Source organism: Maribacter spongiicola, from assembly GCF_004364165.1.
Lineage (GTDB): Bacteria > Bacteroidota > Bacteroidia > Flavobacteriales > Flavobacteriaceae > Maribacter > Maribacter spongiicola.
In genome coordinates, this window is sequence record NZ_SOAY01000013.1 from 131,088 (window position 1) to 148,826 (window position 17,739).

Below are 17,739 nucleotides of genomic sequence, written 5' to 3' on the forward strand. Positions count from 1 at the left end.
AATGAATTTGATATATACGACTGCCACAACTACTGAAGAATTAATACAAATTCTCTCTTTACAAGAAATGAATTTAAAATCATCTGTTTCTGTTTTAGAAATGGAACAAGAGGGTTTCCTTACTGTTCACCACACCTTAGATATTCTTACTAGAATGAATAATGCTTGTCCGCACATCATTGCGAAAGATGAAGATAAAGTCGTTGGTTACGTGCTATCTATGACCGAAGATTTTAAAGATGAGATTTCTGTTTTAAGACCCATGTTTACAGAATTAGAAAACGTCAACATTCAAAATTTCATTACCATGGGGCAAATTTGCGTAGCTAAGACCCATAGAAAAATGGGGATTTTCCGCGGACTTTATAACGCCATGAAAATAGCCTCCTACCCAACTTACGATGCCATTATCACAGAAGTAGATGCAACCAATACTCGCTCTTTAGGAGCTCATTACGCCGTAGGTTTTGAAAAAGTATGTACGTATAGTTCTTTAGGTCAAGATTGGGAATTGATTTCTTTGAAGACGGGTGCATTATAAAAAACGTTATGTCTATGAATGTTTATTTAAACTGGAATTAAATATATAATTATCTAGATTACTAAATATTACTGGATAAATCTGTAAAAGAAAATACCTATGTAAATGATTTGTTCGATGGAAAATTAAATAATGTTCCAAACAGAATTGCTACTGTAAACAGACCTTAGATACTTATTAATAATGAAATATTATCAAATTTTTTCACCTGATGAATACTGGTTTCTATACTGTAGCCAAGAAGAAATTGCCCGTTTACAGTTAGATACACATTTACTAAGAAACAGGGAAAAATGGGAAAACCCTAAACCTATTCAATTATATATAGATACAAATGTTCCAGATCACGAACAGTTAGATTTTAATGAACCATATTGCGAAATACCATGCTATGGTCTAGCGGTGGTGGAAGTCAGAAATGGCATAAAGCTGCTTTTACACCATTTACTAGAGGTATTTGTATAAGTGACCAATTATTCAAAGTTTTAAATAATTTTACTTTAACGGAAGATCAATTCTTAGAACTAAAAGTTGACAATTATCAAAAAAAGACCGAATATAAATATTGGTTATTTTATCCAATAAAACAATGGAACTTTCCACATCTAAGTATTGAAAATTCAATATTTAAAAAAATAAATAAAAATGATAAAGACAACATAACAATCGTAAAAGCATCATCATACTATGAGCTACTTGAGATAAAAAAAGCTAACTACAAGAATTATGAATTTATCCCTTCAATTTTAACCTTAAAAAAGGAATATGATTTCTTATTTGATGGTTACACGTTTATTGTATCTGAAAGATTAAGAAAAGCCATAGAAGAAGCTGGCCTGACAGATGTTTTCTTTTATAATCTAGATTATAAGGTTATCGTTAAAAACGAAAATTGAAGCTTGAAATCTCTGCCTAATCGAACAGAAAAACATTAACTTAATAATCCTGTTTATTAAAGACATTATCGCCATCGAGAACAAACTAAGCCCCGACAACCTTTTTACCCCCGCACAGATGACGAAGTTTAATCATACAAAAGAGACCTCAGGTGGTGTGGTGGAGTTAAAGGTGAAGTTTGATAAAGAAAGTATAATTGATGGTAGACCAATTAGTTTGAATTTAAATGAAAGTTTTAATGTAGAGCAATCCAAAGTGATAAAATTTAATGATCATGGCACTAATGATGTGGGAACTATTGGGTTATTAGATGTTGAATTTATAAAAGATTCAAGTAAGTTATAGACTATGGAAATAAAACTAACGGAAGGAAAAAAGGAATTATTTGCTGTAACTCATCCATTTTTTAAAGAGGAAGGATATAGGTTTCAGTCTAAAAGGCCTGTTTTATATAGAAAAGAATTTGAAAATTTTTATGTGCAATTGTATCTACAGTTCGCAATTAAACTCTGGAATCATTTATCGGGACCTTTCCGTATTTCTTTTAAGGAGGTTGAAAAAATAATTTTTGAAATAGGTATTCCCACAAATTCATTTGAACACATAAAGAAAGGGGATAATATTCTTTTAACAATTCATGATGTACATAATAAAGATTATATGGATGCCGTAACCAAATTGAACTTCAAGAAGTTAGATTCATTCCGCCAATGGGGTCATGCAATTGTGGATTATGCCCAAGGTCCAGGTCAGACTTTTATAGACACCTACTCCTACTTGCCCAACGTACTAAAGGAAATGGACCGCTTAGAGGCCGAAGGAAAATATTGGAAGGAGATTTTGGTAGGTGGATTAGATCATTTGTTTAGAGGATTAATCATTTCTAAATTATGCGATGATCCTAATTTTAATGTAAAATTGGAAAAATGGGATAGCGTTATATCTCAATCAAAATATAAAATCTGGCATTCTTATTTTAATACATTAAAGGATCGCCTTGAAACGATAAAGCCTATTTATCCGTATTACAAAAATGTGTAAAATATAAGATTTTGTCGCCCACCGCTAGCGCAAGCGTCACATTTACACCTGTAAAAATAAGAACGTGAATACGTAATAACGATACAAATTTAACCTATACCTCTATGAAATTTTACTAATAAAAAAGATATCACAAATCATTTTTATTAAATTTTATTATTGTTTTTCGATAATTTTTATATATTTGTTATCGTTAAACAATAATTATATTATGAAAAACTATACTACAGCATTTAAGTTCTTTGTTAACCTATTAATATTTACAGTAATTATTTCAATTTTAGAAAAGGGTGGGTCATTACTAAAATATTTAAACTCTTCGTCAAATATAATATCATCTAATTCTGACCTAATTCTTGTAATATTCAATCTGATATTATTAAGTTATGCACTATGGCTTTTAATAAAATTCAGAAAAACTATCTATACATTACATACAGATTCTGTTTTTTCCGCAAAAAATGGCTTCAGCTTTACATCTATCGGTAGAGGTTTATTATTTTACTCAGCCGGTATATTTATTATCAGAGTTTTTGAGAATATTCTAAACAAACCTGCAGTTAAAGGAGAATCTGTCGCATATAATTTAGGAAGAGATTTTGGTGCTGCCCTAAGTGATAGAATACCACTTTTAGTAATTGCATTTTTTCTCTTGATTGTTGCCCAATTAATTAAAGATGGCTATGATTTAAAACAAGAAAATGACTTAACTATATAACCATGGGACACACCAAACTATTTAAAACACTAATTGATATATTATTCTATGTTCTTTGTCTTGGACTTTTTGTACTACTCTTTTTAGGACCAAAAGGATTAAATTCTATTGCTCAAGAAAATAAGTTCGTACAAGAATGGGATGTAATTTCATGGCTAATATTAGTTATGTCCACTGTTGCTTATGTCTTATTAATAATAGGAGTCAAATACCTAAAGAACGTAGCTAGTATAATGACAAACAGCATTAGTTTCGGTCCGTCAGTTCAAATCAACCTAAGAAAATCAGGTAAGTTCTTAATTTTCAGTTCGCTTTTAAACTTCCTAACTTTTGCTTTAATATTTGTGAAACAGATAGTTTTAGATATTTCAACGGAAATTACATTTGACAATAATTTACTACTCCAAATATTCATAACTATAGTTGGATTGTATTTTATTATCCAAAGTGATATTTTGAAAATGACATTTAATTTAAAATCTGAAAACGACTTAACCATATAACCATGAGCATAGTCGTAAACTTAAACAACGTATTATCTGAACGCAATCTGAAGAGTAAAGAGCTTGCTGAAATGATTGGTATTACCGAAGCCAACCTTTCTATTCTAAAATCAGGTAAAGCTAAAGCAATTCGTTTTTCTACACTAGAAGCTATTTGTAAAGCTTTAGATTGTCAGCCTGCAGATATTTTAGCTTATGAAAAAGAATAAAAAAAGGCTACACTTTTCAGTGTAGCCTTTATAATTTATAATAAAATGTACTAGTTAATCTGCAAGTACAATAACTCTATTATTCTTAAGCTCTATAGTACCGCTAGAAATTTGTAATACAGTACTACCGCTAGCATCTTTTGTGAACTTAGAGGCATATTCTTCATCTAAAGAAATATTACCTGAAATTTTAACCTTCCCTTCTTGTAACAATGATACAATTGGGGCGTGGTCTTTTAACATTTGAAACTCACCATTTATACCTGGTACCGTAACCGAAGTTACTTCGCCTGCAAATAATGTTGCTTCTGGTGATACAATTTCTAAATACATATCTCTTTTAGTTATGAGTTATGAGTCATGAGTTATGAGTTTCAATTCGGAACTCTGAACTCTGAACTCTGAACTTAATTACGCTTCAGTCAACATTTTTTCACCTGCTTCAATAGCTTCTTCGATAGTACCTTTAAGGTTGAAAGCAGATTCTGGTAAGTGATCTAATTCACCATCCATAATCATATTAAAGCCTTTTATAGTCTCTTTAATATCAACTAAAACACCCTTAAGACCTGTAAATTGCTCTGCTACGTGGAAAGGTTGAGATAAGAAACGTTGTACACGTCTTGCTCTACCTACGGCAGATTTATCTTCTTCAGACAATTCTTCCATACCTAAAATGGCAATAATATCTTGAAGTTCTTTATAACGCTGTAAAAGCTCTTTTACTCTTTGCGCACAATCATAATGCTCTTTACCTAAAATAGCAGCTGTTAAAATTCTTGAAGTTGAATCAAGAGGATCAACCGCTGGGTAAATACCTAGCTCAGCAATTTTACGAGATAATACCGTTGTTGCATCTAAGTGAGCAAACGTTGTTGCCGGTGCTGGATCTGTTAAATCATCTGCAGGTACGTAAACCGCCTGTACTGATGTAATAGAACCTCTTTTTGTTGATGTAATACGCTCTTGCATTGCACCCATCTCTGTTGCCAACGTTGGTTGGTACCCTACCGCAGATGGCATACGACCTAATAATGCCGATACCTCTGAACCTGCTTGTGTAAAACGGAAAATGTTATCTACGAAGAAAAGTACATCTTTACCTTGACCTTCACCTGCTCCATCACGGAAGTACTCAGCAATTGTCAAACCTGAAAGTGCAACTCTAGCACGTGCTCCTGGTGGCTCGTTCATTTGACCAAAAACGAATGTCGCTTTTGAACCTTTCATTGCCTCTTTATCAACTTTGGTAAGATCCCATCCGCCTTCTTCCATAGAATGCATGAAATCATCACCGTATTTTATAATACCCGATTCTAACATCTCACGAAGTAAATCATTTCCTTCACGAGTTCTTTCACCAACACCTGCGAATACAGAAAGACCACCATGACCTTTTGCAATGTTGTTAATCAATTCTTGAATCAATACCGTTTTACCTACACCAGCACCACCAAATAATCCAATTTTACCACCTTTTGCATAAGGCTCGATCAAATCAATTACTTTAATACCTGTAAATAAAACTTCAGTAGAAGTTGAAAGATCTTCGAATTTTGGTGCTTCTCTGTGTATTGGAAGACCCGCTTTACCTGCTTTAGGTAAATTACCTAAACCATCAATGGCATCACCAATAACATTGAATAAACGACCATATACGTCATCACCTACCGGCATTTGAATCGCACTTCCTGTAGCAACTACATCTACTCCCCTGCTTAAACCATCGGTAGAATCCATTGAAATGGTTCTTACCGTGTTTTCACCTACATGAGATTGTACTTCTAATACTAAAATCGAGTTATCCTTTTTTACAATTTCTAAGGAATCATAGATTCTAGGAAGATCAGCACCTGACTGAAATTCTACATCAACCACGGGTCCAATGATTTGCGAAACTTTACCTGTAACTTTTGACATTACTTATTTGTTTATGTATTACATTTAATATATCCTGAAAAATGCTCTCATTTTCAGGCTGCAAAGATATAGTTTTCAATTTTAAAGAAAAATTGTTTTTTCGCTTTTTTATAAAAGTAAAAAGGTGCCAAAAAAGCACCTTTTAAATCTTACTATTTTATTTACTTTTATTGTAAAGCCGGAGAGTAATTTGTTGGATAATCTCCTACATTTAATAAATTACCCGATGCTTCAAAATTTGAACCATAAGTTGCATCAATTGATTTCATAAATTCATTTGCCAACAATGCATACCCTCTAGCCGTTGGGTGAATACCGTCTAAGGAGAAGGCGCTACCAGTAACCAAACTTGCTGTTAATGTAAATTGTCCGCTTGTAATACCACCATTTGCCAATTGATTCAATAATGTATTTGCGTCTACCAAAGCTAAACCTGCTTGGCTAGCTGTTGCTGCAATAATTTGATTGAATGCCGCTGTAGCTACAGCAATCTCTTCTTGCTCGCTAGGTATAAGCACCCATTTATCTTCTAAAGGAAGTGATATACCTTCAACAGAAAACTGACCTGCCAATGCTTGTGGCAAACCTGCCGCCATTAAAGCACCTACAGATTCTAAATTTACAGTTCCAATTACCGATGCACTTGGCAATACAAACAAGTCATCTGCAGTTGCTTCTCTTGTTTGACCGTAAGTACTACCTAATAAACCAGCAACTAATGGTGCTGCTTGCACTGGTAAGCCAAACGACTCTACAAATGCAGGGAACGTTGGACTAGCACTTAATACGCCAGCAATTTGAGCTGATAAGTCTGTTAACGTTTCATCTCTGATAACTACTTCACTAGCCGCGGTTGTTGAGAATTCAATAGAACGCTCTGGCACCCCTAAAAAGGCATAAACCTGATTTAACTGACCGAAGATTCCATTCAATGTCGCTATTTGTGGTCCAAAATCTGGATTTGTAGGATCTAAAGGATTATGAGGTACGGTTGTAAAATGTGGTACATCTGTAACATTAGGAATATTTGCAACAACACCTTTTGCTCCTCCTGCAGTCAGCGTAGCAATTAAAGCTCCATAACTACCATCAAAACCTTGACCTGGTGCTCCTGAAACAGGAGTAATAGGATTTGTACCGTCACCACCTGTAGTAGCATAGCCTAGTACATCATTATTACCGATCCAAAGAGAGAAAAAGCTCGGAGCTTGGCTTACTGCCAATTCTAAAATTGATGCGTTGGTATTGCCAGTAATTCTAATTGCATAAGGGTTGGCCGCAGTAGGAAAATTATCCAAACTACCATAACCTGGCGCTAGTAAGTGGAAACTTTTTGCGCCAGGTACTCCTAAATTGTTAAAAGGACCTGTCGGGTTGTTCAATGCAATATCGGTTGTAACCGTTACATCTCCAATTATCGATTCTAAAGTCACTGGACCAGCACCACCAAAAACCAATCTAGGGCTTTGAATTCGAGTACCACCAAGTGCCAAACCACCAATGTTATCATTGGTCAATGGCTGGGTAAAACTACCACCACCAGCAAGACTGAATTTTTGAGAAAGTAAGTTAGGAAGAGAAAGGTTCTGACTTGCCTGAAACAATGCACCATCAGTAAAACCTGCCGTCAACGAGTTTCCTAAAGAAACATAATTAGAAAAATCTGCCGACCCTGCTGTTAACACAGGCAGCTCTTCAGCCATTTCTACTGGATTAATATCAACGTCTTCTGGGTCATTACAAGCCGTAAAAGCTAATATGCCTAAAGAAATATATAAATATTTTAAGTTTTTCATTTCAACTTTTGATTTTAATTAGTTGTTAATTGTCCAAGACAGGTAGTACATAGAGCCTATAAAACCAGTACCTACAGCTGTATAGTACTCATCGCCTAATATGTTTGTACCCCCTGCCTTAAACGTAGACTTTATGCTTGGAACAGAATAATTTATTTGTGCGTCTATATTGTGGAATTCAGGTACTACACCCTGTGCAAATGTTGCTTCCCAAAAATAATCATCACTAAATCTATAAGCAACATTGAATCCGAAATTTTCAAATAATGCCGTGTTTCCGAAAGAAGCCTTGAATTTGTGTTCTGGCGTGTTGAAATTTAGTTGTAAATCAGGATTAGCGTTACGATCAAAATCTAATTTGGTATATGTATAACTTCCTTCTAAATCATAGTTACCTAAAACTTTCATACTTAAAGCTAAAGATGCTCCATATGAATTTACATCAGCATCAGAATTAGTGTACGTACTATACGCTTGAAAATCACCATTTGCTACAGCAGCAACCGATAATCCACCATCGCCAACTACACCATATAGTGGCGCTATTACTACTTCTTGTGATATGAAGTCTTTATACTTGTTATAATAGGTACTAAAATCAATAATTAGTTTATCTATTTTACCTCTATAACCTATCTCCAATGAAGCTACTTGTTCTGGTGTTATGATATCCGGATTAGCGATTTCTAAGACCGCAGGGTTTCCTGTTTGGCTAAGTTCATTCACCGAACTTAAAGAATACGAGTTTTCGTATGCCGCTCTACCAGTTTGAGTAATGCTAGATTGTTGTCCAAAATTATCTTGACCTGCTTGGCTAATGGTAAAATCGCGAGTGTAACGATCAAGGTTATCTGGAGCAGAACCTACCAAAATAGCTCTACCTGCATCCAATCCTATAAAAAGATCCTGTGTTGTAGGGTTTCTAAATCCTGTTTGTGCCGATGCTCTAATATTATGATTCCTATTAATAGTTAAACCTGCAGATATCCTTGGAGAAAAGAAACCATCAAAAAATTCAGACTTATCATAACGTACAGACCCTGTCAATTTTAAGTTTTTCTCGCCAGACAAAGGTAAATTCTTTTGAACTTGGGTGTAGACGCCAAATTCTGAATAGTTAATCGGTCCGTCAGTATCAGTGTAGATGGTACCCGAAGAATTCAAACTATATTCCCTAAATGACCCACCAACTTGTATATCTGCAAAATCAATTAAATGGCTGAAATTATAATTTGCATCTGCATGGTAATATTTTGATGCATCCTGAAACTTTGAACCTGTGCTAAGATCAGGATCGTTTACACTTCTATCAAAAGCCGCTTGAAATTCTGGTGTACCTGGCAGAAATCTACCTGTTTCAGCTGTTGCACGACCAGCTGCATGTGCTGCTTCGTCAGTTGCCCCAGCTAAAGTAGCTTGTAAATAGGCTCCTGTATATTCACCGAACCACTGTTGATCACTTTTCCAAGCTCTATTGATATTAATTCCGGTAAAAACCATATCGTAAGAATCTCCAGATTTATCACCAACTAAATAACCACGAACAAAAAAATTATCGTTTTTTATTTCTAGTTTATGTTGCTCTTGAAAGAAACCATTAATGTTATACCTATTAGTACCTTGATAAATAGTATTACCTGTACCTACTTTACCTACATAAGAAAGTTCTAAGCTATTATCTTCAATTGGTCTATAGTAAAGTCCCCAATCTGCTTTAATACTTTTTGCGCTATAATTTGTAAGATCACTTTCGTTATAACCTGTTCTACTTACCTGAACCGAAGGAATTAAGGCATTAGCACCTGCTGGAATACGCCCAAGACTTTCTAAAGTAAGCGCAACATCTTTTATATCAGTGGCTACCTCATCACCGTATACATTTACCCCATTATAATTTAAATCGTTTTCACGAGTTAAACCTGTTGCAATAAAGTTATTTTCATCTTTTCCTTCAATATTGTTTGCTGCCCAATCTGTACCATCTAGATAACCGAAATTGACCTTGGCCGCAAATTTATCACTAAACTTATGGGCTGCTCTTATACTAACATCTGTATATGCATTATCGCCAGCGGCCTCTTGTGAAGTTATACCTCTTTTAATAGCTACACTTAAACCTTCATAATCGAACGGACTTTTACTTCGCATAAATAATATACCATTAAAAGCATTTGCACCGTACAATGCAGAAGAAGCGCCAGGCAGTAATTCTACACTTAACACATCTGTTTCTGTTAACCCAACTAAGTTACCTATTGGAAAGTTTAACGCAGGTGCAGAATTATCCATACCATCTACCAGCTGCATAAAACGAGTATTTGCAAAAGAAGCGAAACCTCTGGTATTTACTGATTTGAAGGTTAAACTGTTCGTGTTTACATCAACACCCTTTAAATTCTCTATACCACCATAGAAATCGGCGGCAGCAGTGTTCTTTATTTCAGAAACACCCATTCTCTCTACCGTAACCGGAGATTCGAAAATACGCTCTGGAGTTCTAGATGCCGAAATAACAACCTCATCTAAAAAGGTTTGTGATTCGTTTAAAATGATTGTAATTGTTTGGCTTGCACTAGTAATACTTTCTTTAATACTAGTATACCCGATGCTCGACACCTCTATTTTAAAAGGTGGAACTTCGGATGTTGCCAAATTGAAATTACCATCAAAATCTGTTACTGTACCAATGGTTGTGCCAACAATAACAATATTGGCCCCGGGGATAGGCTCGTTGTTTTGGTCAACAACATTACCATTGATATTGGTCTGGGAATACCCAAAAGTTCCAATAATCATCAATGCTAAAAGTAGTATTGTTCTCATTCTTAATTAAAGTTTAAAATTAGTTGAGGGTTAAGATACAGATTATTTTATACGGACAATAGTAATTTGAAAAAAATTATGCATGCATAGTAAAATTATCACAATCAAATGGGAATAATTTTAAGATATACGCAATTAACTTAATAATAACAGCCCTAAAAAATACCGTACCTAAATTAATTTATCTACATAAAAAAGAACCACATACAAATAAATAAGGGGCGTGAAATGAATCACGCCCCTTTATAATCTATAAATTGACTTGTTTTATTCTACTGTAACAGATTTTGCCAAATTTCTAGGTTGGTCAACATTACAATCTCTCATTACTGCAATATGATAAGAAAGTAATTGTAAAGGGATTGTGGTTAATAACGGTGTTAAGCTTTCTAAAGTTTCAGGCACCTCAATTACATGATCTGCCAAATCTCTTACTTGCTCGTCACCTTCGGTAACGATTGCTATAATTTTACCTTTTCTAGATTTAATTTCTTGAATGTTACTTACTACCTTTTCATAATGCCCCTTTTTTGTTGCAATTACGAATACTGGCATATGCTCATCGATCAATGCTATAGGACCATGCTTCATTTCTGCAGCTGGGTAACCTTCAGCATGAATATAACTAATCTCTTTCAATTTAAGAGCTCCTTCCAATGCTACCGGAAAATTATATCCTCTACCTAAATATAAACAGTTGGTTGAATCTTTATAAACATCGGCAATTATTTCTATAAGTGCGTTCGACTGCAAAGCTTTTTCAACCTTATTCGGAATGTTCTCTAATTCGGTTAAATACTCATGGTATCTAGATTCAGAGAAAACACCTTTCGCCTTTGCTAGTTTTAAAGCAATTAACGTAAGTACCGTAATTTGCGTAGTAAACGCTTTTGTAGAAGCAACACCAATTTCGGGGCCGGCATGGGTATAGGCACCTGCATCTGATTCTCTTGCAATTGACGAACCTACCACATTACAAACTCCAAAAACGAAAGCCCCTTTCTCCTTTGCTAACTTTATAGCAGCTAAGGTATCTGCAGTTTCACCAGATTGTGAAATTGCAATTAAAACATCTTTATCTGTTATTACAGGATTTCTATATCTAAATTCTGATGCATACTCTACCTCTACAGGAATTCTTGCCAAATCTTCAAATATATACTCAGCAACTAAACCAGCATGCCATGAGGTACCACAAGCAACAATAATAATTCTGTTAGCGTTTAAGAATTTTTCCATATTAAGGTCAATTCCCGCCATTCTAATTAAACCTTGATCCGCCAACAAACGACCTCTATACGTATCTTTTATAGCTCTAGGCTGCTCATAAATCTCTTTCAACATAAAGTGATCGTAACCACCTTTTTCAATCTCTTCAAGATTCATCTGTAGCTCTAAAATTCTTGGATATGCTACTGCATCATCCTTTATTTTTCTAAGCTTGATTTCTTTTCCTAATCTAATAATAGCCATCTCTTCATCTTCAAGATAAACAGCATTATTTGTAAACTCAATAAAAGGAGATGCATCTGAAGCGATAAAAAATTCACCTTCTCCAATTCCAATAGCCAAAGGACTACCTAATTTAGCAACTACAATTTCATCTGGTTTTTTCTTATCAAAAACTGCAATGGCATATGCACCCACCACTTGGTTAAGCGCAATTTGAACTGCCTTCCCTAATTTAACACCCTCAGTTTTTTGAACTTCTTCTATTAAATTAATTAAAACTTCTGTATCTGTGTCAGAGTGAAATATATAACCACGCTTAGTCAACTCTTGTTTTATAGCCTCATAATTTTCAATAATACCATTGTGGATTATTACCAATTCGCCCGAATTTGAATAATGAGGATGTGAATTAACATCATTTGGTACACCATGGGTTGCCCAACGGGTATGACCTATACCAATAGAACCCTTTTGAGAAATATCCTTAGCTTTATTTTTTAAATCTTCAACCTTACCTTTTGTTTTGGCTAGATTTATTTGGTTACCATCAAACAATGCAATACCTGCACTATCATAACCACGGTATTCTAATCTTTGAAGTCCTTTTATAACGATAGGAAAAGCTTCCCTATACCCTATGTATCCAACAATTCCACACATAATACTATCAATTTGAAAATTTTAATTAAATATCAAAGTCACAAAATATTATGACAATGAAATATATAACATTTAGGTTATACAACGCTAATAATTAGGAAGTGGTATGCCAACAAAGTATTTAATGATAAAATAACACAATCTTCAGTTACTAATCTGCTTTTGTATAAGATATCTCAAGCTTTAGCCTTTTGTCAAAATTAGGGTCTGTAGCCAGAATATTACCGCCATATAATATAGTGCTCAAAGGGGTTACTGTAGATGTCGTTGCTAATCTCTCTTCACCACTTACAACCTTTGCATCAGCAATGCTCCAGTTTTGTATATTAGTAGTTAAAGTTAATGCCAATTTAGCATTTGTAGAATCTCTAACCACCATATCATTAATGTGATCGGTTATTTTCAATGAATACTTAACTCCTTTACCACTAGATTTTTCAATGACTCCATCATAGTTTGGATAAAACCCAAACAAATTTGAGACTCCAGTAACTGCAGTAGCAGGATCTGTAGTAGTATCTATCAATGGAAATTTATTCTCTGCATTGTACAAGTAAAGTCTTGGAGGCTCTAAGGTACTACCTGCGGCATCTAGCTGATCCCTATCTATGTAAAAAACAAGATTAGCTTCATTTATTACCCAATTCTCACTTTTAATTTGCCCTAAAATACTTTCACCACCATCTTCTTCGAATAAATTGATTTCGGCATAGGTACCCGCTCCGCCTTTTAAATAAAGTCGTGATGCGTTTTCACCATTATCAAGTGCCTGTAATATTTGAGGACCGTAATTTTCGGTAACCAAAGTGTTTACAGCATTACCTGACACTGCGCCAGTTGTACTACCTGTCAAGAAAGAAAATGTAAAGTCTTTTTCTAAAATATTATTTGGATTATCATCACTTGTATCATCTGTTGTACCATTGGTGTCATAGTTTGTATAACTATAAGTCATAGTTACGCTAGACCCCTTTAGATCAAACATAAACATAACATCGTTGCCGGATTGGTTTACAATAGAAAAATGAAGCCCACGTATAAATTCGGTAAAATTCGACTGACTTATTAACTGAGAATCTCCTTCTTTATCTAAAATATTAGCCTGAAAAAATTCATTATTCAATGCTACCCTAATACCTGGTTGTATTTTCGAAAATGTTAACGACTCATCTACATCTTCAGTAGAATCATCATCTTCGTTTTGAATCAAAATTTCTTCATCATTAATTTCTACAATACCATCGAACAGGGGATCACCTATAACAAAATTTGGAGAAAAAACTTGATTAGAATAATATTCTTGCGCTTCTTGAAAACTTGAATTAGGATCTAAATCTCGTAAGAAAAAAGAAGAACGCTCTACCTTTAAATTAAAAGAAGGTAATGGAGATTTGACTACATCATCATAATTTGTTCCATTAATATAAATACTATCTAACTCCACCTTTTTAGCAAAATTATTTGTAAATATAGGGGCATTATCACCATCATTTAATCCATCTCTATCGGCATCTACACTCAATATATCTAAAGGATCTGTATTAGATGCAGTTTCTACTGAATTATCCACTCCGTCACCATCATTATCATTATCGCTATCTGGTACTTTGTCAAATTCATCGACAACACCATCATTATCAGTATCAACCGAATTACTGTTTCTTAGAAAAGGAATATATAGATAAACCTCTTTTACAGTCTCGTTTTCCTGAATTGTCGTAATTGACTCATCTGTAGTACCTGCTCTATCTTCTTTCTCTTGCGAAAAACTACCAAAAGATGGATTAGTAGCACTTAAGAACATCTGCGAAGTTACAGAAGCCTCTGTTTTACCGTAAATAGGATCGTTATAGGTACCTAATTGATAAATTGGCAATTTATTGGTCTGTACAGCTTCAATGTTTTTGTTATAAGCAAAAACATCATAAATTTCTGTGCCTGTAGTAAATGGCTCATTGCCGACTACACCAGAACCTACGGTAGTTAAATCTTGCTCACAAGAAACCAAAAGACCCAATATCAATAACAATCCCGAAAATTTGGGAATAGCGGACTTAACGATAAAATTCATTCAGATTATTTTAAAACTTCGGTGTTATAAAAATTAGCATACGCCTCTTCAAACTCTTGAACAGGTACATATTGCAACACTGGTTTTTCTTGGTTGGAAATGTGGTTTTCTAATTCTTCAGGAATATCTTCCGAAGCTAAAATAATAGCATCAGAATAATCAACAGCTACCTTTAACAAATTATTATATGTAGGATCCTCTAAAGATGCAATCGCTTCTTCTGGAATTCCATCAAAAGCAATTTTCTTAACCATATCTTTATCTAAAGAACCATCAAATGTTCTACCGTATACCGATAATACTATTTTACTGTCTGCAAAAAGTGGTTCGTCAGCATAGTATTTCTTAAGATATAACGGCAATAAACTTGCCATCCAGCCATGAACATGAATGATATCTGGAGACCAATTTAATTTTTTCACCGTTTCCATAACTCCCTTTGCAAAGAAAATTGCACGTTGGTCATTATCTGGAAAAAGGTTTCCTTGCTTGTCTGTAAAAGTAGCTTTACGCTTAAAGTACTCTTCGTTATCGATAAAATAAACTTGAATTCTTTCTTTTGGGATAGATGCCACCTTAATGATCAATGGCATATCCATATCATTAATGACCAAGTTCATACCCGAAAGCCTAATTACTTCATGTAATTGATGCCTTCTTTCATTAATGTTACCATATCTAGGCATGAAAATCCTAATTTGACCACCATTGCTGTTGACCATTCTAGGTGCTTCATAAGACATTAGGGAAACTTCGTTTTCGGGTAAGTAAGGAACTAATTCAGAAGATACAAATAATATCTTTTTACCATTCATAAAGGTTATATTTTATTTTTCACTGAAACGTAACTGCAAAATTACAAAAAATATAGAGATTAGCAGTAATTATAGTAAGTTTGCTCGCTAAAGCACTTTTCAATGCTGGTAATAAAGTCTAAAAACAAGCTTACAGAAGATCTTAACAAACTGGGCGAAGACCTTAAATTAGGTCTCGTACCTACAATGGGAGCCCTACATCAAGGGCATGCTTCTTTAATACAGAGAGCCGTTGATGAAAATGAGAAAGTTGTCATCAGTATTTTTGTAAACCCTACACAGTTTAATAATAAAGAAGACTTAGACAAATATCCGAAAACTTTAGAGGCAGATATTCAACTTATTTCAACTATTTCAGAAGACATTATCATATTTACACCCGAAGTTGATGAAATATACCCAGATTCAATTGAGCCTAAAATATATGATTTTGAAGGGCTTGACAAGGTTATGGAAGGTGAATTTAGAGATGATCATTTTAATGGCGTGGGTACTATAGTTGAACAACTACTTAAGGTTGTCAAACCTACTAAAGCTTATTTTGGAGAAAAAGATTTTCAACAATTACGCATCATTCAAAAACTGACCAAAATACAGCATATACCTGTTGAAATTATAGGTTGCGAAATTATTAGAGAAGATAATGGCTTGGCAATGAGTTCTAGAAATGAAAGGTTAAGTAAACCTATGCGACAAAAGGCTGCATTTATATATGAAACCTTGAAAGCTGCCAAAATTAAATTTGGCATGGAAAATGCTCTTAACGTTAAAGATTGGGTCATAAACGAGTTTAAAAAGTCGGATGATTTTCAACTAGAGTATTTTGATATTACCGATGTTGAAACATTAACACCCATAAAGAATAAAATTAATAATATAAAATACCGGGCGTTTATTGCCGTTTATGTTGAAGACGTAAGGCTTATCGATAACATAGCCCTAAATTAATTTAAGATATGCAAGTAGAAGTAGTTAAATCAAAAATACATCGAGTAAAAGTTACCGGTGCTGATCTTAATTATGTTGGTAGCATTACAATTGACGAAGATTTAATGGATGCCGCTAATTTTATTCGTGGCGAAAAAGTACAGATCGTTAACAATAACAACGGTGAACGACTTGAGACCTATATTATTCCCGGTCCAAGAAAAAGTGGAGAAATAACATTAAATGGTGCCGCTGCAAGAAAAGTATCGGTTGGCGATATTTTAATTTTAATTTCTTATACTTGGATGGATATCGAGGATGCAAAAAAATTCAATCCTTCTTTAGTTTTTCCTAACGAAGCAAATAATCTTTTAACGTAAAAGTTGACGAATACGCTAAAAAAAAATCTTAAGATTATACTCCCAATTGCATTGGGAGTTTTTTTAGTTTGGTACTCTTACAATTCAACAACTCCTGAAAATAGAAAAGAAATAATTTTTTACATTAAAGAAGCGGATCCGCTCTATGTATTTCTTTCTGTTTTACTCGGTATTTTTGGGCACATCTCTAGAGCCGTTCGTTGGAACTATCTTTTAGAACCGCTAGGCTACAAGCCTAAACTCACAAATAACATTTTAATAATTTTAACCTCGTACTTCGCAAATTTAGGCATCCCCAGAACTGGCGAAATCTTAAGAGCTACGGCATTAACTACCTATGAGAAGGTACCTTTTGAAAAAGGCTTTGGCACCATTGTCACGGAAAGGGTAATCGACGTTATCATGCTACTTTTAGTAGTCACTGTTGCATTTTTATTACAGACAGATGTGATCATGGGCATTCTGCAAGAACGTGGTTTTAATGTTGCCGGACTTATTTCACTTGCCGTTGTCGGTATTGTTTTATTCTTTTTATTCATTTTTATAATTAAAAGGTCGAAAAGCACTTTTGCCCTAAAGATCAAAACATTTGTAAAAGGATTGCTCGATGGTGTTTTCAGTATTTTTAAAATGAAAAATAAATGGCTTTTTATATTCCATACTTTTTTCATTTGGGGATGTTATATAGGAATGCTATGGATCATTAAATTTACAGTACCAGAAACCATTTCGCTTTCATTAAGTCAACTCTTGGTAGCCTTTGTAGCAGGGGCGTTCGCCATGGCAACTACCAATGGTGGAATTGGTCTCTACCCTATCGCGGTAAGCAGTGCTTTGGCTATTTTCGGAATCAGTTCTGTATCTGGTGATGCCTTCGGATGGATAATTTGGATTGCACAGACACTAATGATAGTTGTTTTTGGTGCAATATCTTTTCTTTTATTACCGTTATTGAACAGAAGTAAATAGTAACCTTCAACTAATAA

The 17,739-nt window shown here is 34.3% G+C and carries 17 protein-coding genes; 10 read left to right on the top strand and 7 right to left on the bottom strand.

All coding sequences use genetic code 11. The features are described from left to right. Window position 1 precedes the first annotated feature (1 nt). The 7 genes from CLV90_RS15395 (at window position 2) to CLV90_RS15425 (ending at window position 3,909) form a co-directional block, all read left to right on the top strand. Entirely contained in the window at window positions 2–541 is a 540-nt protein-coding gene (locus CLV90_RS15395; RefSeq protein ID WP_133688407.1) for a GNAT family N-acetyltransferase, read from the top strand. 374 nt (window positions 542–915) lie between these two features. Further along, window positions 916–1,437 (top strand): hypothetical protein, encoded by a 522-nt coding sequence (locus tag CLV90_RS15400; RefSeq protein WP_133688408.1) that lies wholly within the window; start codon window positions 916–918, stop codon window positions 1,435–1,437. A gap of 118 nt (window positions 1,438–1,555) precedes the next feature. Further along, entirely contained in the window at window positions 1,556–1,783 is a 228-nt protein-coding gene (locus CLV90_RS15405; RefSeq protein ID WP_133688409.1) for a hypothetical protein, read from the top strand. A 3-nt stretch (window positions 1,784–1,786) separates the two neighbouring features. Further along, window positions 1,787–2,479, top strand: coding sequence for a hypothetical protein (locus CLV90_RS15410; RefSeq protein ID WP_133688410.1), 693 nt, complete (start codon window positions 1,787–1,789; stop codon window positions 2,477–2,479). 211 nt (window positions 2,480–2,690) lie between these two features. After that, window positions 2,691–3,197: a DUF2975 domain-containing protein gene (locus CLV90_RS15415; protein WP_133688411.1), complete on the top strand. Its 507-nt coding sequence runs from the start codon at window positions 2,691–2,693 to the stop codon at window positions 3,195–3,197. Between the two features lie 2 nt (window positions 3,198–3,199). Beyond that, on the top strand, window positions 3,200–3,700 hold the full coding sequence (locus CLV90_RS15420; protein WP_133688412.1) for a DUF2975 domain-containing protein: 501 nt from the start codon (window positions 3,200–3,202) through the stop codon (window positions 3,698–3,700). A gap of 2 nt (window positions 3,701–3,702) precedes the next feature. Next, the gene (locus CLV90_RS15425; RefSeq protein WP_133688413.1) at window positions 3,703–3,909 is read left to right on the top strand and encodes a helix-turn-helix domain-containing protein; all 207 of its coding nucleotides are present in this window, start codon (window positions 3,703–3,705) and stop codon (window positions 3,907–3,909) included. Window positions 3,910–3,963: 54 nt separating this feature from the next. Here the strand turns inward: CLV90_RS15425 and CLV90_RS15430 are convergent, their stop codons facing one another. From CLV90_RS15430 to CLV90_RS15460, 7 genes are all read right to left on the bottom strand, one after another. Next, a complete protein-coding gene (locus CLV90_RS15430; protein ID WP_133688414.1) occupies window positions 3,964–4,242 on the bottom strand; it encodes a F0F1 ATP synthase subunit epsilon in 279 nt (92 codons plus the stop codon). A 78-nt stretch (window positions 4,243–4,320) separates the two neighbouring features. Continuing rightward, window positions 4,321–5,829, bottom strand: coding sequence for a F0F1 ATP synthase subunit beta (gene atpD, locus CLV90_RS15435; protein WP_133688415.1), 1,509 nt, complete (start codon window positions 5,827–5,829; stop codon window positions 4,321–4,323). 167 nt (window positions 5,830–5,996) lie between these two features. After that, window positions 5,997–7,625, bottom strand: a complete 1,629-nt coding sequence (locus CLV90_RS15440; protein ID WP_133688416.1) for an SGNH/GDSL hydrolase family protein — start codon at window positions 7,623–7,625, stop codon at window positions 5,997–5,999. An 18-nt stretch (window positions 7,626–7,643) separates the two neighbouring features. Continuing rightward, window positions 7,644–10,448, bottom strand: a complete 2,805-nt coding sequence (locus CLV90_RS15445; protein ID WP_133688417.1) for a TonB-dependent receptor domain-containing protein — start codon at window positions 10,446–10,448, stop codon at window positions 7,644–7,646. A 267-nt stretch (window positions 10,449–10,715) separates the two neighbouring features. Continuing rightward, the gene (gene glmS / locus CLV90_RS15450; RefSeq protein WP_133688418.1) at window positions 10,716–12,560 is read right to left on the bottom strand and encodes a glutamine--fructose-6-phosphate transaminase (isomerizing); all 1,845 of its coding nucleotides are present in this window, start codon (window positions 12,558–12,560) and stop codon (window positions 10,716–10,718) included. Between the two features lie 151 nt (window positions 12,561–12,711). Beyond that, entirely contained in the window at window positions 12,712–14,631 is a 1,920-nt protein-coding gene (locus tag CLV90_RS15455; RefSeq protein ID WP_133688419.1) for a DUF4270 domain-containing protein, read from the bottom strand. Between the two features lie 5 nt (window positions 14,632–14,636). After that, the gene (locus tag CLV90_RS15460; protein ID WP_133688420.1) at window positions 14,637–15,446 is read right to left on the bottom strand and encodes a glycogen/starch synthase; all 810 of its coding nucleotides are present in this window, start codon (window positions 15,444–15,446) and stop codon (window positions 14,637–14,639) included. Window positions 15,447–15,548: 102 nt separating this feature from the next. Between CLV90_RS15460 and panC the strand changes: the two genes are divergently transcribed. From panC to CLV90_RS15475, 3 genes are read left to right on the top strand one after another with little or no spacing between them, the layout of a single operon-like run. Then, on the top strand, window positions 15,549–16,394 hold the full coding sequence (panC, locus tag CLV90_RS15465; protein ID WP_133688421.1) for a pantoate--beta-alanine ligase: 846 nt from the start codon (window positions 15,549–15,551) through the stop codon (window positions 16,392–16,394). An 8-nt stretch (window positions 16,395–16,402) separates the two neighbouring features. Beyond that, complete coding sequence (panD, locus tag CLV90_RS15470; protein WP_027065788.1) at window positions 16,403–16,753, top strand: aspartate 1-decarboxylase; 351 nt, start codon at window positions 16,403–16,405, stop codon at window positions 16,751–16,753. Between the two features lie 3 nt (window positions 16,754–16,756). Further along, the gene (locus CLV90_RS15475) at window positions 16,757–17,722 is read left to right on the top strand and encodes a lysylphosphatidylglycerol synthase transmembrane domain-containing protein (RefSeq protein ID WP_133688422.1); all 966 of its coding nucleotides are present in this window, start codon (window positions 16,757–16,759) and stop codon (window positions 17,720–17,722) included. Window positions 17,723–17,739: the final 17 nt, after the last annotated feature.